This window comes from Pseudoalteromonas sp. MMG005, assembly GCF_018101015.1.
GTDB lineage: Bacteria > Pseudomonadota > Gammaproteobacteria > Enterobacterales > Alteromonadaceae > Pseudoalteromonas > Pseudoalteromonas aurantia.
Map to the genome: position 1 here is coordinate 23,126 of NZ_JAGJEK010000020.1, position 17,094 is coordinate 40,219.

The 17,094-nt window shown below is 40.6% G+C and carries 17 protein-coding genes; 9 read left to right on the plus strand and 8 right to left on the minus strand.

What is annotated here, in order from left to right; genetic code table 11:
- Positions 1 to 5: 5 nt before the first annotated feature.
- The 6 genes from J8M01_RS16105 to J8M01_RS16130 are packed head-to-tail and all read right to left on the minus strand — an operon-like array spanning position 6 to position 5,452.
- Complete coding sequence (locus J8M01_RS16105; protein WP_211058671.1) at positions 6 to 1,112, minus strand: PQQ-dependent sugar dehydrogenase; 1,107 nt, start codon at positions 1,110 to 1,112, stop codon at positions 6 to 8.
- A gap of 9 nt (positions 1,113 to 1,121) precedes the next feature.
- Positions 1,122 to 3,017 carry a DNA topoisomerase IV subunit B gene (parE, locus tag J8M01_RS16110; RefSeq protein ID WP_192506360.1) on the minus strand — a complete coding sequence of 632 codons (1,896 nt, stop codon included), beginning with the start codon at positions 3,015 to 3,017 and terminating at the stop codon, positions 1,122 to 1,124.
- A 32-nt stretch (positions 3,018 to 3,049) separates the two neighbouring features.
- A complete protein-coding gene (locus J8M01_RS16115; RefSeq protein ID WP_192506359.1) occupies positions 3,050 to 3,616 on the minus strand; it encodes a YqiA/YcfP family alpha/beta fold hydrolase in 567 nt (188 codons plus the stop codon).
- Complete coding sequence (locus tag J8M01_RS16120; RefSeq protein WP_192506358.1) at positions 3,601 to 4,374, minus strand: metallophosphoesterase; 774 nt, start codon at positions 4,372 to 4,374, stop codon at positions 3,601 to 3,603. Before J8M01_RS16120 ends, J8M01_RS16115 begins: the two co-directional genes overlap by 16 nt.
- Complete coding sequence (locus J8M01_RS16125) at positions 4,361 to 4,816, minus strand: DUF1249 domain-containing protein (RefSeq protein ID WP_192506357.1); 456 nt, start codon at positions 4,814 to 4,816, stop codon at positions 4,361 to 4,363. Before J8M01_RS16125 ends, J8M01_RS16120 begins: the two co-directional genes overlap by 14 nt.
- 9 nt (positions 4,817 to 4,825) lie before the next feature.
- Complete coding sequence (locus J8M01_RS16130) at positions 4,826 to 5,452, minus strand: NUDIX domain-containing protein (protein WP_192506356.1); 627 nt, start codon at positions 5,450 to 5,452, stop codon at positions 4,826 to 4,828.
- Between the two features lie 211 nt (positions 5,453 to 5,663).
- Between J8M01_RS16130 and tolC the strand changes: the two genes are divergently transcribed.
- From tolC to J8M01_RS16145, 3 genes are all read left to right on the plus strand, one after another.
- The gene (gene tolC, locus J8M01_RS16135) at positions 5,664 to 7,007 is read left to right on the plus strand and encodes an outer membrane channel protein TolC (protein ID WP_210995861.1); all 1,344 of its coding nucleotides are present in this window, start codon (positions 5,664 to 5,666) and stop codon (positions 7,005 to 7,007) included.
- A 117-nt stretch (positions 7,008 to 7,124) separates the two neighbouring features.
- A complete protein-coding gene (gene lpxL, locus J8M01_RS16140) occupies positions 7,125 to 8,048 on the plus strand; it encodes an LpxL/LpxP family Kdo(2)-lipid IV(A) lauroyl/palmitoleoyl acyltransferase (protein ID WP_211058672.1) in 924 nt (307 codons plus the stop codon).
- A gap of 19 nt (positions 8,049 to 8,067) precedes the next feature.
- A complete protein-coding gene (locus tag J8M01_RS16145; RefSeq protein WP_192506353.1) occupies positions 8,068 to 8,673 on the plus strand; it encodes a TcpQ domain-containing protein in 606 nt (201 codons plus the stop codon).
- Between the two features lie 53 nt (positions 8,674 to 8,726).
- Here the strand turns inward: J8M01_RS16145 and J8M01_RS16150 are convergent, their stop codons facing one another.
- Both J8M01_RS16150 and glnE read right to left on the minus strand, forming a co-directional pair.
- Positions 8,727 to 9,179 (minus strand): hypothetical protein, encoded by a 453-nt coding sequence (locus tag J8M01_RS16150; protein ID WP_192506352.1) that lies wholly within the window; start codon positions 9,177 to 9,179, stop codon positions 8,727 to 8,729.
- 784 nt (positions 9,180 to 9,963) lie between these two features.
- Positions 9,964 to 12,762, minus strand: a complete 2,799-nt coding sequence (gene glnE, locus J8M01_RS16155; RefSeq protein WP_211058673.1) for a bifunctional [glutamate--ammonia ligase]-adenylyl-L-tyrosine phosphorylase/[glutamate--ammonia-ligase] adenylyltransferase — start codon at positions 12,760 to 12,762, stop codon at positions 9,964 to 9,966.
- 80 nt (positions 12,763 to 12,842) lie between these two features.
- Here glnE and J8M01_RS16160 point away from each other — a divergent pair, with 80 nt between their 5' ends.
- The 6 genes from J8M01_RS16160 to ruvX all read left to right on the plus strand — a co-directional run bounded on the left by J8M01_RS16160 (position 12,843) and on the right by ruvX (position 17,074).
- Positions 12,843 to 13,736, plus strand: a complete 894-nt coding sequence (locus J8M01_RS16160) for a hypothetical protein (protein WP_192506350.1) — start codon at positions 12,843 to 12,845, stop codon at positions 13,734 to 13,736.
- Positions 13,737 to 13,770: 34 nt separating this feature from the next.
- Positions 13,771 to 14,202, plus strand: a complete 432-nt coding sequence (locus J8M01_RS16165; RefSeq protein ID WP_192506349.1) for a hypothetical protein — start codon at positions 13,771 to 13,773, stop codon at positions 14,200 to 14,202.
- A gap of 91 nt (positions 14,203 to 14,293) precedes the next feature.
- A complete protein-coding gene (gene rsmE / locus J8M01_RS16170) occupies positions 14,294 to 15,028 on the plus strand; it encodes a 16S rRNA (uracil(1498)-N(3))-methyltransferase (protein WP_192506348.1) in 735 nt (244 codons plus the stop codon).
- Positions 15,029 to 15,087: 59 nt separating this feature from the next.
- Positions 15,088 to 16,044: a glutathione synthase gene (gene gshB, locus J8M01_RS16175; protein ID WP_192506347.1), complete on the plus strand. Its 957-nt coding sequence runs from the start codon at positions 15,088 to 15,090 to the stop codon at positions 16,042 to 16,044.
- A gap of 20 nt (positions 16,045 to 16,064) precedes the next feature.
- Positions 16,065 to 16,622: a YqgE/AlgH family protein gene (locus J8M01_RS16180; protein ID WP_192506346.1), complete on the plus strand. Its 558-nt coding sequence runs from the start codon at positions 16,065 to 16,067 to the stop codon at positions 16,620 to 16,622.
- 5 nt (positions 16,623 to 16,627) lie between these two features.
- Positions 16,628 to 17,074 carry a Holliday junction resolvase RuvX gene (ruvX, locus tag J8M01_RS16185; protein ID WP_211058674.1) on the plus strand — a complete coding sequence of 149 codons (447 nt, stop codon included), beginning with the start codon at positions 16,628 to 16,630 and terminating at the stop codon, positions 17,072 to 17,074.
- Positions 17,075 to 17,094 lie beyond the last annotated feature (20 nt).

The following is a 17,094-nucleotide window of genomic DNA, read 5'->3' on the forward strand; positions in this document are numbered from 1 at the left end:
ACACCCTATTTATTGTTATAGCGAATACGGTAAATCGCATTCGCATAATCATCCGATACCAACAAAGTACCATCTGCCAATTCAGCAAATGCAACCGGACGACCTAAGGTTTGCTCTTTAGATAAAAAACCACTTACCAGCGGCTCATAAGCGGTGACTTCACCGCCTTTAATTGTCGCCATCATCACACGATAGCCAACTTTTTTACTACGATTCCACGAGCCATGTTCTGCAACAAGCAAAGTGTTATGCCGCTTTTCTGGAAAATGTGTACCGCGATAAAAGTGCAACCCTAACGGCGCTACATGTGCTTGCAATGCTAGTTTTGGCGCGCTAAAGTGCTGAAAATCCATTAAAGTTTTGTTTTTTGCATACTCAGGATCAAGTACACTGCCACCATGAACGAATGGAAAACCAAAATGCTCTTGTGGCTTACTCACTCGATTGATTTCATCGGGGGGTATATCATCTCCCATCATGTCTCGGCCATTGTCGCTAAACCACAAATTGCCCGTTTTTGGATTTGTATCAAAACCCACTGAATTTCGAACACCTTGGGCAACAGTGGTCAGTTTCTTGGTGGTTAAATTCAGAGAAAAAATTCGACCAAATTTGGGGTTTTCCTCACAAACATTACACGCCACACCAACCGGAATAAGCAATTCACCATTATTGGCAAAACGAATAAACTTCCAGCCATGGTGCCGTTTGTCTGGCAAATCGTCAAACACCACATCATAATCAAACGACTTCGCTTGGCGCTTTAATTGCAGATCAATATCAGAGAAGCGAATAACTCGACTAACCTCAGCCACAAATAAATTGCCATTTTTCATTGCCAATCCAGATGGCATATTTAGCTTTTCAGCTAGAACAATTTTACGATCTGCTATGCCATCTTTATTATCATCAATCAATGCGTGCACTTTGCCCGCTTTTCTCGAGCCGACATACACGATACCATTGGCTGACACAGCCATTTGCCTAGCATTATCAACATCTTGTGCGAAGTAACTAATTTCATAACCACTCGGCAGTGACAAATTATCTAATATTTGTGCAGAACTTAAAGGTGCTAAAAGACAGCTTAGCAGTATCAATATATGTTTCATATAACCACCTTAAGCGTCAAACTCGGCTTTATCGCCATGATTTTCTAACCAAACTTTACGATCCCCTGAACGCTTTTTAGCCAACAACATATCCATCATTTCCATCGTGTGCTCTGGTTCATCCAGTGTCAATTGCACCAAACGACGGGTATTAGGATCCATGGTGGTTTCTCGTAGTTGAAGCGGGTTCATTTCCCCCAATCCTTTAAATCGCTGAACATTCACTTTGCCACGTTTTTTCTCTGCCTCAATCCGCGCTAATACGCCTTTTTTCTCATCTTCATCTAATGCATAAAATACATCTTTACCGACATCAATTCGAAATAATGGCGGCATAGCAACGTATACATGCCCTTTATTAACTAGGTTTTGAAAATGACGTACAAACAATGCACATAACAAAGTCGCGATGTGTAATCCATCAGAGTCAGCATCCGCGAGAATACATATTTTGCCATATCGCAGACCAGATAAATCATCTGAGTCAGGGTCTATGCCCAAAGCAACCGAAATATCGTGTACTTCTTGAGATGCCAATATTTGGCCTGACTCCACTTCCCATGTATTTAAAATTTTACCTCGAAGTGGCATTATCGCTTGAAACTCACGATCTCTGGCTTGCTTTGCTGAACCACCTGCAGAGTCACCTTCCACTAAAAATAATTCTGAACGCTCTGTTTCTGTTCCTGAACAATCCGTCAACTTACCTGGTAGGGCAGGCCCTGACGTAACTTTTTTACGAACCACCTTTTTCGCGGCACGCATACGCTTTTGCGCGTTGCTAATACACAATTCAGCAAGCAATTCGGCCGTATCAGTATGTTCATTTAGCCATAAGCTAAACGCGTCTTTCACAATACCCGAAATGAATGTGGCGCAAGAACGTGACGACAGTTTTTCTTTTGTTTGCCCCGCAAATTGTGGATCTTGCATTTTTGCAGACAACACATAGCTACACCTATCCCAAATATCATCAGGTGTTAATTTAACCCCTCTTGGCAACAAGTTTCGAAACTCACAAAACTCGCGCATTGCTTCAAGTAACCCTTGACGCAAACCATTGACATGTGTGCCACCTTGAGCAGTAGGGATCAAGTTAACATAACTCTCTGTGATCGATTCCCCCCCCTCAGGTAACCAATGCAATGCCCATTCGACCCCTTCTGTTGAACCACTAAAATTCCCTATAAAAGGGCTTTTCGGTAAAACTTCAAAGCCTGCGGCACTGTCTTTTAAGTAATCTTCTAGGCCTGCTTCATAGTGCCACTCTTGTGTCTCTTTGGTTTGTTTATTAATAAAACGAATTTTTAAACCTGGACACAATACCGCTTTTGCTTTGAGGATATGATTAAGCTTGGATAACGAGAAATTTGCTGAATCGAAATAACTGGCGTCGGGCCAAAAGTGCACCGAGGTACCAGTATTACGTTTCCCGACAGTACCTGTCACTTCTAAATCTTGTACTTTGTCACCACTTTCGAATGCCATTTCATGTACTTGACCTTCTCTTTTTACGGTGATTTGTACACGCGTCGATAAAGCATTCACAACGGAAATACCCACGCCATGTAGACCGCCTGAAAACTGGTAGTTTTTATTTGAAAATTTACCACCAGCATGCAATTTGGTTAAAATTAACTCAACCCCAGGTAAGCCTTCTTCTGGATGAATATCAACCGGCATACCACGACCATCATCACACACTTCTAAAGAGTTATCTTCATGTAAAATAACATCTATTTTTGTCGCATGACCCGCAAGAGCTTCATCAACACTGTTATCGATAACCTCCTGTCCCAAATGGTTTGGTCGAGTGGTATCCGTATACATCCCAGGTCGGCGTTTAACTGGCTCTAAACCATTTAAAACCTCAATCGCTTCTGCGTTATAGTTTTGCTCGCTCATAAATGGATTCTTTTTATTAAATTCGTTCAGTTTTATGTGATTTCTAAAAAATTGACTATGGTGTCAAAATAGCGCTGAAAAGCCATAAAGCTATGATCTCCAGCAAACTCGATACGTTGTTCACATGCCATAAAATACCGCACAGCTTGCTGATAAGGTAATACTTCATCTCCCATTTGCTGCAACAACATCACCAACTGAGGGTGCACTAACGTTGCGTAATGTAGTTGCTTTAAAGCCTCTACATGATCTAACGTTAATTCATAATGTACCTTTTGGTAGGGATTATACTGTGCTCCTAAATAATCCGCTAATAAATCAAAAGGTTTAACCGCTGGATTAATCACAACTGCTTTTAAACCATACAATTGTGATAAATATGTCGCATAATATCCACCTAAAGAACTGCCTATTAGTACCGTATCTGGTTCAATTAATGCAACTAGCTGTGATATGGCTATACGTGGGTCAAAGCTCAACCTAGGTGTTAAATACTCACACGAATACCCTTGCGACGCAAACCACTCACCAAATTGCAGGGCTTTAAATGATAATTCTGAACTATTAAAGCCATGAATGTAGATTACTCGTCGAGCCATATCACCTCAGAATCAAACCCATTGATACCAAAATTAATAATACGTAACGCAGGGCCACGGTCTTGCTGCTGCCACTGAGATGTGCCTTTGTTAAACTGTATTGACGTCGCAGGGGTTGCTAAAACATGCATTGTTCGATAGGTGCTTTGGTAATCATTATGAACATGTCCATGCACAAGTCTTACCGCTTTATTACTATTGACTAGACAATTAAGTAACGCTGGACCATTTTCCAAAATATGCTTATCTAAATAGCCATTAATAGGCACGGGGTGATGATGACTAAATGCTAAAACTTGTTCTGAACTGCACAATAACATCTGATGCAACTCAAATAGATGCTGCTGTTCACACCATCCAGCCGGTGTCTCACCTTTTGAGTTAATTAAAAAAATATCCGCACCATTTAACCTGAGGTGTTTATTTGAATGAATTTGACCAAGGCTAATTTGCTCTAACTCAGTTAATTCATCATGATTGCCTGGAAGCCAGAATACGGGGCAATCTAATTCAGAGACTCGCACTAGCTCAGCAAACAATTGGTAAGATTCAACACTATGATCTTGGGTCAAATCACCACCAAAAATCACGGCATCAAGGTGGCATGTGGCCATATATGACAACGTACGCTTAAAATTATCGGCAGTATTAACCGTAAAATACGTCCCCATTTCATCACAGAACAAATGACTATCTGTGATATGTGCCAACTTTATACTCGATTTATCAAAGTGATACGGGTGCCTAAACCATGCCATTGTTTACATCCCAGTTTAATGGCACTCTGCCACTTTCCAAACAAGCCATCAACCAATCAGCCAAAAAAGCATTCAGTTGATACTTCTCATCTTTTTGATGCATGCTCGGGTTAGGGTAACCATATGATGGTTTAATACGTTGATGAAAATCATGATGAATAACTTCAGCAACCTTCGCATCATGATACAAACGCACTGATAACTGAAACTCAGGCAAGAAGTCACTGATACTAACCGTTTGTCGAATAGTAATGTCTGTGGTGTATTTGGCGCACCCGTCCACAACTATGTCATAGTGCGCATTTGCAAGTTCAATCGTACGTTGAGCACCGGGTTCCTCCGGTGGTAGTACTTTCAAAACACGCAAGTAATTACGCTCACATAATGTAATATATTTAGGTAAGGATTGAATATACCCTTGCCTAGTTGCTACTTCACTCAAAGTCAAACCTCAACTTTTTACAGCTACTTCACTTAAGACTTTCGCCCTATTTAATGCTAACCATTGTAGACTAATCACTGTTGCAGCGTTATCAATTTCGCCAGTATTTAATCTGGCAAGTGCATCGTCATAAGGAAGTACATGAGTTTTAATGTCTTCACCTTCACTTTCTAATCCATAGATACCACCAGCTTGTGATAAATCCGTTTCAGCTAGATATAAATAAATCCGTTCTGTCGTGCCCCCTGGGCTTGATAAATAAGAAGTCATAAAGTGCAACTTGTCTAACGTTAACCCCGCTTCTTCTTGGGCCTCCTTACGCGCAACATGTTTGTAATCTGTTGACCCCTCAGCCATACCAGCAATGCATTCCAATAACCAAGGTGAAGACTTCGTGGCCATTGCGCCAATACGTATTTGCTCAATTAAAAGCACAGTGTCAGTTTTTGGATCATAAGGCAGAACCGCAACCGCATGTCCCCGCTCTAAAATCTCGCGCCGAACGGTCTTTGAAACCCCACCAACAAATAAGGCATGTTTAAAATAATACGCCTGAATTTTAAAAAAACCTTCATAAACACTATGGATTGACTCCACTTCTACATGCTGGTTATCAAATTCATTAATAGAGTTCATTTTATTTCCTGTTTAATTCAAATTTGGGGTTTAAAAATTAACCATAAGGCCCAATATGCTAAAACTATCGTGCGAGGCTTAGTAAACCAATTTGAGCCTTATATATTCTGTTACACTTGTTGGCTTTGATTTACGTATTAAGTTTATCGTTTCTAAAAAAAACAGGGTAACATGCTTCCAGTATAAAAAATTGTCTAAGGACTGAGCGAAAATGAAAAAAAGCTTACTATCTCTTTTTGTTGGTTTATCTTGTGCATTAACCAGCAACCTAACGTACGCAGAAGATTTATTGCAAGTATACGACATTGCGACTGCAAATGATCCAATCGTACTTAAAGCTAAAGCACAAGCTGATGCACAAAAGTTTGCACAAGACAGTGCATTAGGTGCTTTGTTACCACAACTAGGTTTTGAAGCTGGATATCAGCAAGTCGACTCTGATGGGTACGGTCAGCAAAATGATCTGAGCGGATATACTCTAGGTAGTGGCTTTACTGATACTTTTAGCAGAACTCTATCACTACAACAAACAATTTTTGATATGTCCATCTGGGAATCTCTAAGCATCGCTGAAAAACAAGCTATGCAAGCGAGTACCCAATACGAACTAGCTCAACAAGATTTAGTTGTCCGCATAGCACAAGGTTATTTTGATGTTTTAAGTGCACTCGATAATTTGGAGTTTGTACAAGCCGAAAAGCGGGCTATTGAGCGTCAATTAGAGCAAACAAAGCAACGTTATGAAGTTGGTTTAACAGCAATTACCGACGTGCACGAGGCACAAGCACAGTTTGACAGAGCTGTCGCAAATGAAATTGTCGCAAAAAATGATGTTGAAACTGCCCGAGAATCACTGCGTACCATTACAGGTAAATACCACAGTAAACTTGATTCCCTCAATACCGACACATTTTCAACTGTATCTCCGAGTAGAAAAGCAACTGACTTTGTTAATATAGCAAAAGATAAAAACTTATCTCTTGCGATATCTAAAGCAAGTTTGGAAATAGCTGAAGATCAAATTAAACAAGCTCAAGCAGGACACTACCCGACACTCTCACTCAATGCGAGTTACGGTGATTCTCTGGCTGACAGCAATGGCGCATTACATAAACCTCGTGAAGATCAAACCACGGTTGGTGTAACATTTAATGTACCTATTTACTCTGGTGGTCGTACTCAAGCTGCAACTGATCAAGCTCGAGCGCTGTATGTCGGCGCAAGTGAAGATCTAGAAGCCAGCATGAGAGAAGTTACCCGTTCTGTGATCACATCATACAACCAAGTGATGTCTAACGTGGCAACATATCGCGCGCTAGAGCAAGCCGTCGTTTCAGCCGAAAGCGCATTACAGGCAACAGAAGCTGGCTTTGAAGTGGGAACTCGTACTATTGTTGATGTTTTAGTGAGCACGCAGAATTTATATAACGCGAAAAAGAATCTGGCTAATTTACGTTATCAATATGTACTTTCATCACTGAAATTAAAGCAAGCTGCCGGCACGCTTTCTCGTACAGATTTAGAAGCAATTAACAAAGGTTTGAAGCAAGGTTAATTTGCAATAGTTTCTAATACATAAATCGTATATTTATTAAGCCGGCCTAGCCGGCTTTTGTATTTTCCGGCACATATAGATAAACTACCCTCATCATATCAGCAAGAGAACATATTTGTGGTCAAAAACCCCGCTTTAAAATTGGCATTCTTTGCGCCTAGATACTGGTTAACATGGTTAGGCGTATGTTTTATGTATGTCATTTCTTGGTTGCCACAATCAACGCAATTTTTACTTGGTAAAGGGTTAGGCCGACTAGTACATCGATTTCTTAAAAAGCGTCGTCATATCGCCGAAGTGAATGTAAAGTTATGCTTTCCTAATTTGTCTGCTGCTCAGCAAGCAGCCATGGTCCGTACCAACATGGAAAATACCGGATTGGCTACTTTGGAAACAGGTATGGCTTGGTGGTGGCCACAGTGGCGTATAAATCGCGTCATTGGCTCTATATCTGGTATAGAACACATTGAAGCAGTACAGCACAGCGGAAAAGGGGTGTTATTACTTGTGCCTCATATGCTTCACCTTGAAATGCTTGGGCGCATCTTAGGTGTAAAACAACAAGGTGTTGGATTTTATCGCCCTCATAATAACGCGCTCATGGAGTTCTTTATGACCAAAGGGCGATTACGGTCAAATGAGTTTTTAATTGGCAAGCGAGATGTAAAGGGCCTGCTGCAAGCTTTGAAAAACAAAAAGCTCTGTTATTACTTACCTGATCAAGACTATGGACGCAACCGCTGCGAATTTGCCCCTTTTTTTAAGGTTGCTGATGCAGCAAACACCACAGGAACCTTGCTTTTTGCTAGCAGTAAACATTGTGAAACGCTCAGTTTAAGTGGCACTAGGGATGCTAAAGGAAAATATCATTTAACCATTCTCCCAGCGCTTGAGCACTTCCCAAGTGATAACGCTAATGACGATATCATCAGGGTTAACACTCGAATGGAAAAAGCGATTATGCATGCCCCAGAACAATACATGTGGTTACACCGACGTTTTAAAACGCGTGCTGACAAAGACGCACCATCATATTACTAAATGTTGAGCATTTGAAATCATGGCAAAAAAAAATAAAACACTTTCATCCGTTCTTTTTTGGGTAAAGCACCTATCGCTTGCCATTATCTTGATTTGGGCTGCATATTATTTTTTATACGGTGCATTACCAAAAATGGACATGAGGCAATCCACCAATGCCGCTGCTCAAGGGTTATCACAATTTTATGAGAGCTTTAAGAATCGGGTTAATGAGCGAGATACTGAACGAGAGCAGTTTGTGATCGAAATTGGTAAACCTACTTTTCCACTTGATGACGCACTGGCTCAGCGTGGTTTAGTCGTAAAGCCTTCAAACCAACGTTGGACTGGCGAAGTTGCACCACGTCGATTTGAGATGGGAAACACACTCAAAGGTGCACTTGCTGCCTATGCAAAAAAAGAAGACATTGAATTATTTTGGTATCTCGAACGTGACTATGTAGTAAAGCAGAATTTTAGAGTCGATACAAACTTTGTATCAACACTCTACCAGGTTGGACGAGCCATTAATGATGACTTTGAATACGAAGTGTATACTTTTTTTTGCCACCGTCAACGAGCTGCAGTGATCACTAAAAAACCCTCTCAATTTGTGAGAGAGAACTGCCGAAAACTCACCAATTAATCTTAAAAAGCCCATAAACTAACTTATGGGCTGAGTACCATTTCAACCATCAATTAAGGGATCTGACAGTTGGAACAGAGTGGGATCCATACGCGCTCTTCACGACAAGAACCTGGTACTTTTTGACGCACTGCATCTTGACGAGTCTGATGTGATTGAGATTCTAAATTAAGCCACACTGATGTAAATGTTGGGGTCATTTTACATACTCTCACATACTTTTGGTTTGGATAAACACCTTGATATTCCCAATTACATGTCTCTTTATCGACCCACTGAGAGCTATTTATACTACTACTACAAGAAACATGACCATTGAGAATGCTAGAACTTCTAAAGTACTTCTGACTCTCCCAGCCCCCGTAACTACAAGATGTAAAGTCTACATCTTTGTACACTGTTTCGTAATCACAAACAGTTTTATATTCCCAGTACCCTCGGGCCTCTGCCGCTGTACTCATAATACCCAACGCAACCCCTAATACTAACGCTGCTTTTTTTATCATTGTATTTCCCTTAATTATTTTTATGAAATTAATTTGAACCATTTACCACATAAAATGAAGTGGTTTGCATCTATGCCCGTTCTCTATAAACAAAAGTTTGAGTGATATGTACCTTTTTCACCTCATCATTATTTACATGAACTCACCACGGTCACTGTATGTTGTAAAGTATCAGTATGTTTACTGACACCGTTACTGTTTCACCACATGCTTTATTTATATTCCTTTAAGATTCGTTAATTCGTCCATGACCATATCAGTCTGGGCTTAAGTGAACTTTAAGGGATAGAGGGGGAATCAAACAACTTATGAATACTTATAAATTATTCATAACAAAAAAGGGTAAACTGCTGTTTTAAAATAATTTATTATGAAAACAACAAAAAACAATCACTCTCTACAAGCTGATTTATACGAAATATCTCAATTTTCAGCCAAACTCGTTTAACTTTTTATTGTTATAAAAACAATAGATATTCAAGAATATCATTCACCAATATATGCAGCGTAACAGGCTGGATTTAGTATGAGCGGTATACTGTGGTAAAAGTACAATGCAACAGGACATCTAGGGACTGTTGTTTTTTATCATTGGGCAACTCAGCTTAAGAGGTATCCATAGTGAATACCCAACTGCGCTTTCAGCCAAGTGTGTTTGAACTTCCAATCACTGCAAGAAAGGTAACATAGGTGCTGTAAAAACTCCTATGCTATGCCGATATAAGAACCCAGATAAGCTTTTAGTACAGTTTCAACGATCAATGACAATACCTTGCATCTTATTTTATAAACACTTTTCAAATATGCCGCGCACACCATTTGCAAGCAGCTTGAAGGTATTATTCATTTCAATACATCGTCCTTGCTGGTCTAAACTTTGCTGATGATAACTGTCTCGATATAAACAATACGCATCTATTAATAGCTGCTTTTCCTCTTGGCAGAGAATACCGTCTCGTTCTGCACATTCAAAAATACGAATATTATCAGTGTAACGTGTTAGTTCAGGTGACTGATGAGCATAATTTAGCACTAAGTATTGCGCAACAAACTCAATATCAGTCATACCTCCATGACCTTGCTTTAAGTCAAATTGAGACTCTGAATCTTGAGACAAATGCTGACGCATTTTCTCTCGCATTTGCGACACATCTTGTTGTAATTTTTCCTTATCACGACGTTGCCTCAAAATACTATTTCTTATTTCATTAAAGCGCTGTAGCATGCTTGCCTCTGCGAGTACCATTCTTGCACGTACAAGCGCCTGATGCTCCCACGTCCACGCCTGCGTTTGTTGGTAATTAAAATAACTCTCTAAGTTGATAGCCAGTAACCCTGAATTCCCTTCTGGGCGAAGACGTGTGTCTAACTCATACAAAATACCTGATGCTGTTTTAGTATTAAATAAATGCATTAATCGCTGTGCCAATTTTAAGTAAAATTGCCGTGCTGAAATGGACTTTATACCATCCGTATGACTGTCTCCATCTCGGTTATGTACAAATACTAAATCTAAATCTGAATCATATCCCAGCTCGTACCCGCCCGCTTTACCGTAGGCGATTACTGCGAATCCTTTTTCTCCCTCCGATGCACCACAGGGTATACCATAGCGTACTTTCATTTGCTGCCATGCCAACTCAACGGCTTGTGTTATTATCGACTCAGCCAGCGCAGTAAGATGATCACTCACTTTCGTTACACTAATCACGCCAGTCGCATCTGCCGCAGCAATTCGTAGTTGCTGGGTCTGCTTAAATTGACGTAGCGCCTCCATTTGTAACTCTAAATCTTCAGGTTCGATACGTAAAAACTGATGCCTAATCTCATCTTTATAAGCTGATAATGGTAACGGCTTATAAAGCGCCGCAGGGTCAAGTAACTCATCCAATAAGATAGGATATTTTGCAATATGCTCAGCAATCCAGCGGCTGTGGGCACACAACTTTACTAATTGCTTTAAAGCCCCTTGATTTTCGTAAAGCAGCTCTAAATAAGTTGTTCGCGAGACGACAGTGATCACCACCTTCAGTACATCACTAAATACCTCAAAAGAAACGTGTTGTGTGATTAATTGCTCCAGCAAGTGAGGCATCAATTTATCGAGTATATCGCGGCCTCGCGCGCCCATTTGACGCTTAAGCAAACTCACTTTAAAATCATCCAGTCTCAACTTCCATTTTTGCGCTTGGGTGTCTATTAGTTGTTGCGAAAAGCCTGAAAAATCGCTTTCCAGCCAAGCAAAACCATACACTTCCTCACAGGGATTTTGTTCTTGTGGTTCCTCACCAATAACTTGCGCAAACTCTTCTCTCACGGAAGTCATTCTATGACTAATAGCAGCCAAGCTTGCATCAAAGTCTGCCGTTTTTAATAAGGTATTTAAGCGTGCAATATCAACGTTATTCTCAGGTAATGTTTGCGTTTGCTGATCATCAAATGCTTGTAAATACTGCTCAACTCTTCTTAAAAACAAATAACTATCAATCAATAATTGCGCGGTATCAGGAGGCAGCACATCCAGCTTTTTTAATTCTTCAAGCGCAATAAGTAGTGATGGGGTTTGCAATGTAACATCACGCCCACCTCTGACCATTTGCAAGGCTTGAATAATAAACTCCACCTCACGAATCCCCCCAGCACCCAGTTTAATATTATTGATAAGCCCTTTACGTCTCACCTCTTGTGCAATCATATACTTCATTTTTCTTAATGACTCGATCACTGAAAAGTCGATATAACGACGGTACACAAACGGTCTTAATAGTTGCTTAAACTCTTCATTATATTTGCTGTGATGGCCAAGCAGTCGCGCTTTAAGCATTGCATATCGCTCCCACTCACGCCCTTGATCTTGGTAATAGTCTTCCATGGCAGCAAAACTCATTACCAAAGGTCCACTTTCCCCAAAAGGACGCAATCGCATATCCACTCGAAAAACTTGCCCATCAACAGTAACTTGGTTTAATGCCGCAATCAGCTTTTGCGCCACCTTGGTATAAAACACTTGAGCTTCAAAAGGTTTTCGCCCACCAGTTGTAGAGACATTTTTTGGATAAGTGAAAATCAAATCAATATCAGAAGAAAAATTAAGCTCCGCCCCCCCGAGCTTTCCCATACCGAGAACTAACATAGGAAGTGCCTGCCCCGCCTCATCCAGTGGAGTACCACACTGTTTTACCGTATGTGCAAATGCCCAACGATTCGCGGCATCAATCAAGCATTCAGATAAATTTGAAATGTACGCAATGCTGTCTGATATATCGTTCTCTTTGACCAAATCTAGCCACATAACTTTTAACCAATACCTCTGTCGATATTGTCTTAGCAGTTGAAAACACTCCGACTCAGTGACGCTGAGTAAATCCGCTGGTAAAGGCTCAAGGACTTCGCGTGTGTTCATTTGCGCGGTATCTAACAACCACCAAGCTAATTCAGGCTGCTTTTGCAGCACTCGAAATGCAAAATCACTCAATGCCAACAAATTGGCCAAAGGCTTTACCACTGTATGCTCTGGATATAAACCATGCCAACGCGCTAAAGCTAATGACTGTAAAATAGGTGGCAATTCAATATCCGACATGAAAAAACTCCATTGCTTGGTGGCTCAATAAGTTGGGAGTCGTTATAGTAATAATATTCGTAACCAAAAGTACACTGCCCATGAGTTATTTGTCTCTCGCCAATATCAATTTTTTTGCGATTATTAGTAGTTTTTTAATTATTTGCTTGGTGGTTACTGCACTGCGTTTAATCATTCAATATAAAGCAAAGCAAATACTGCATGAAGAAGTGGCAAAAAGAGACAATTTTGCGCTAGGTATTAATTACGCCTGCCAAATTGCAGTTATCTGCATTAGTATTGCCTATCTATTTGATGATATCAGTATGGCCGCTGCGCAAAAGCAACCACTGCGGGCTGCAGTATTATTGATACTTATTTTGGCGTACATTTCTGCGGGTCAATATATCCACCGGAAATGGATTTTATATAAATTCAACGAAGAACAAGCCATTTTAAAGCAAAATATTTGTGCCGCTTTAGTAGACTCAGGCATGCTGATCGCTAATTGTATTTTGGTTTTGGCGTTATATCACTGGGTGCACCCGCGTGGCATCAGTGATTTACTGGTAGTCACACTTGGTTTTATTTTACTGCAAGGTATTTTTGCTTTAGACAGTAAGTTACGCGAAAGTCGATTTGCGAAAGTTAACCAAGGGGCGTCTTTACAACAAAACTTTAATTTAGCAAATACTTCCATTGGAATACGCTACGCTGGCAAAACTATTGGGCTCGCATTAGCCATATATGCAGGCCTACACAGTGCGCCTTACCATGGCGCTACTGTGGTTGAAAACCTCTTTTCCGTCGTTTTACACTGTGGTGCAATGTGGGTGCTACTTTATGTAGCAAGCACGATTTTGCTCCAACTTTCGTTGCCAAAAGTTGACATTGGACTTGAAGTTGACCACCAAGATAATATCGGTGTTGCTTGTTTAGAGTTTGCTGTTTTCGCCGCAATAGGCTATTTACTTATAAATATGTTTTCTGTGTAGTCTGCAACTGGATAAGACTTCACAAGGTGGATTTATGCCCATTAACCTCGACAATTTTTTGTTGGTAGATAGTAATTCAGAATTTAGCCGAGAGCTTGCAGAGCATCTCAAAGCAAACGACCAAGCTGAGAACCTCATTGTTGCGGGCGATAATACTCGCCACTTAGTTAAAATGATGTTTGATAACTTGATAAGCGATTATTGCTATTGCGACTTTGCCAACGAAATTAGCGTCTCTGAACTGGCGACCTATTTACATGACCACCATAAAATCCAAGGTGTGCTCATTTCATCTTTAGATTATAAGCTTGCCAATGAAGCACAGCTTTTTATCCTAGATTCGTTGCATCCTAAACGATATTTAGTTGAACAGCTTACTGATGGATATCAATACCAGTTAATATCATCAAATAGCCACAATAATCACTTATCTTGTCAATTTAGCGAGAGTGAAGACATTACTTAACCAATGCCGCTTATTCCTAACAGAGAATAACTAGACGATCGCGTCACTAACGCTTAGTATTGCTCTATTCCCCCGTTATTACAGGACTACTATGCGCGTTCCACACATCTTTCAACCCTCTAATTTTGAATTAAACACCCCTATTTCACTTGATGATGACGCAGCAGGTCATATCGCGAGAGTGCTGCGTATGCAAGTTGGTGAGCATGTGTCTTTGTTTAATAACCTTGGTGGTGAATATTTATCTGAAATAACAGAAATTAGTAAAAAGAAAGTGATTGTGACGCCAATTGAGTTCAATGATCGTGACTGTGAGTCACCAGTAAAAATTCACTTGGGCCAAGGGATCTCCCGCGGTGATAAAATGGATTTTACCATTCAAAAAGCGGTGGAACTGGGTATAACAGAAATTACCCCTTTGTTTACTTCCCGTTGTGGGGTCAAGTTGTCTGGTGAACGATTACAAAAAAAACACCTTCAATGGCAAAAAATAGCCATTGCCGCTGCGGAACAATCAGGTCGAAACACCATTACCACCATCCATCCACCTGTTGATATCAATGACTGGTTATCTCAACCATGCGATGCTCTTAAATTAACCTTACACCCAAGAGCACAACACAGTATAAAAACATTGCCAGAACCCCGCTCTGGGATCCGCTTTATTGTCGGTCCAGAAGGCGGGTTCACTGATCAAGAAATGACAACTACGTCTGAACAAGGGTTTATTGATGTACGTTTAGGACCAAGAGTACTACGCACTGAAACTGCGGCACTTACTGTGCTTAGTGCACTGCAATTACAATTTGGTGATTTAGCTCTTTAATTCTGACTAACGACCCCCATATCAGAATAAAATAATTCTAAGCTAATATAGGTATCAACATGGCAAAAAAATTAGGGATCATCTCGGATCCAATTAATGGTTTCAACATTAAAAAAGACACTGGTTTTGCCATGATGATGGCGGCGCAATCTCGTGGTTACGAGCTCTTTTATATGGAAATGGATGATCTTTATTTATATCAAGGTAATGCTATGGCTACCGCAGCTAAAGCCACTGTATTTGATGACGCAAAAAACTGGTACCAACTAGAAGAGAAACAAGATATTTCACTCAGTGATTTAGACGTTATTCTTATGCGTAAAGATCCGCCATTTGATACTGAATATATATACGCTACTTACATGCTCGAACGTGCTGAAGAAGCGGGTACATTAATTGTCAATAAACCACAAAGTCTGCGCGATGCTAATGAAAAGCTATTCACAGCTTGGTTTAGCGAGCACACGCCGGATACGCTTGTGACGCGATCACAAGCGCAAATTAGAACGTTTTTAGACAAACATCAAGATATCATTCTAAAACCACTTGACGGTATGGGTGGGGCGTCTATTTTTAGAGTTAAGCATGACGACCCTAACATTGGTGTTATTTGTGAAACATTAACGGAGCATGGTAGCCGCTTCGCCATGGCTCAACAATATATTCCAGCCATCAAACAAGGTGATAAACGCGTCCTCGTGGTTGATGGCGAGGTCATGCCATATTGCCTAGCTCGTATCCCACAAGGCGGTGAGACTCGTGGTAATTTAGCCGCAGGAGGCCGTGGAGAAGCTCGCCCAATTAGCGATGATGATAAAAAAATTGCCGAGGCTGTTGCACCAATCCTTAAAGAAAAAGGGCTTATTTTTGTAGGGTTAGATATTATCGGCGACAAGTTGACAGAAATTAACGTCACAGCACCTACCTGTGTTAAAGAAATTGAAGCTGCATACGATATATCAATTATGGACAAGCTTTTTGATGCGATTGAACGAAAACTAAACCATACTCATTAAAATATTTAGAGGGTCAGCTTATGCAATCATTAGAAAATCATTTTTTAATCGCAATGCCAAACTTACAAGACCCTTTTTTCAAACAAACCGTCACTTATATTTGTGAACACAATGAAGAGGGGGCGATGGGCTTAGTCGTCAATCACCCTATTGATGTTACCGTTGGCGAGTTGCTTGATAAAATTGAAATTGATAATGACAAATCTAATTCAGCAGCAGATCAACAAGTGTTTGCTGGCGGGCCCGTCCATACTGACAGAGGTTTTGTGTTGCATACACCCACCCCTGGATACGCGTCTAGCCAAGAGCTTAGTTCAGATATCATGATCACCACATCGAAAGATGTACTTGCCTCTCTCACATCACATAACTGTCCTGATTCTTTTTTAATTACTTTAGGCTATGCAGGTTGGGAAAGGGGGCAGCTGGAGCTTGAATTACTCGAAAACTCTTGGTTAGTGATTGAGGCCGAATCGGGCATTATTTTTAACACACCACCAGAAAAAAGATGGGAAAAAGCAGTTCAAATGCTTGGTATTGATATTGCGCAACTCAGTTCGCAAGCCGGGCATGCTTAATAAACATGACAAAAAAAGAATCAACACCGCAAGGTCAGCGTACAATTATGGGTTTTGACTTTGGCACGACCAGTATTGGCCTTGCTATTGGACAAGAAGTAACGGGGACTGCTAGCAGTATTGGCGCTGTAAAAGCGCGTGATGGGATCCCTAATTGGGATGACATTGCCAAACATATAGAACAATGGAGACCTGATTTATTAGTCGTAGGTCTACCTCTCAATATGGACGGTACCAACCAACATGTGACGTTTGCAGCGAAAAAATTTGGGAATCGCTTAAACAATCATTTCAAAATTGCCGTCGAAACTCAAGATGAGCGATTAACCACCGCAGATGCCAAAGCCCGATTATTTGAACAAGGTGGTTATAAAAACCTTGGTAAAGGTAATGTCGATGGTATGTCTGCTGTTATTATTTTAGAGAGTTACTTTGAAAGTGTATGGCAGTAAATAAAGCGGTAACCGTAAAC

Excerpts from the sequence above, each read along its gene's own strand:
- J8M01_RS16105 (WP_211058671.1), bottom strand. The coding sequence starts at position 1,112 with ATGAAACATATATTGATACTGCTAAGCTGTCTTTTAGCACCTTTAAGT.
- parE (WP_192506360.1), bottom strand. The coding sequence starts at position 3,017 with ATGAGCGAGCAAAACTATAACGCAGAAGCGATTGAGGTTTTAAATGGT.
- J8M01_RS16115 (WP_192506359.1), bottom strand. The coding sequence starts at position 3,616 with ATGGCTCGACGAGTAATCTACATTCATGGCTTTAATAGTTCAGAATTA.
- J8M01_RS16120 (WP_192506358.1), bottom strand. The coding sequence starts at position 4,374 with ATGGCATGGTTTAGGCACCCGTATCACTTTGATAAATCGAGTATAAAG.
- J8M01_RS16130 (WP_192506356.1), bottom strand. The coding sequence starts at position 5,452 with ATGAACTCTATTAATGAATTTGATAACCAGCATGTAGAAGTGGAGTCA.
- tolC (WP_210995861.1), top strand. The coding sequence starts at position 5,664 with ATGAAAAAAAGCTTACTATCTCTTTTTGTTGGTTTATCTTGTGCATTA.
- J8M01_RS16145 (WP_192506353.1), top strand. The coding sequence starts at position 8,068 with ATGGCAAAAAAAAATAAAACACTTTCATCCGTTCTTTTTTGGGTAAAG.
- J8M01_RS16150 (WP_192506352.1), bottom strand. The coding sequence starts at position 9,179 with ATGATAAAAAAAGCAGCGTTAGTATTAGGGGTTGCGTTGGGTATTATG.
- glnE (WP_211058673.1), bottom strand. The coding sequence starts at position 12,762 with ATGTCGGATATTGAATTGCCACCTATTTTACAGTCATTAGCTTTAGCG.
- J8M01_RS16160 (WP_192506350.1), top strand. The coding sequence starts at position 12,843 with ATGAGTTATTTGTCTCTCGCCAATATCAATTTTTTTGCGATTATTAGT.
- J8M01_RS16165 (WP_192506349.1), top strand. The coding sequence starts at position 13,771 with ATGCCCATTAACCTCGACAATTTTTTGTTGGTAGATAGTAATTCAGAA.
- rsmE (WP_192506348.1), top strand. The coding sequence starts at position 14,294 with ATGCGCGTTCCACACATCTTTCAACCCTCTAATTTTGAATTAAACACC.
- gshB (WP_192506347.1), top strand. The coding sequence starts at position 15,088 with ATGGCAAAAAAATTAGGGATCATCTCGGATCCAATTAATGGTTTCAAC.
- J8M01_RS16180 (WP_192506346.1), top strand. The coding sequence starts at position 16,065 with ATGCAATCATTAGAAAATCATTTTTTAATCGCAATGCCAAACTTACAA.
- ruvX (WP_211058674.1), top strand. The coding sequence starts at position 16,628 with ATGACAAAAAAAGAATCAACACCGCAAGGTCAGCGTACAATTATGGGT.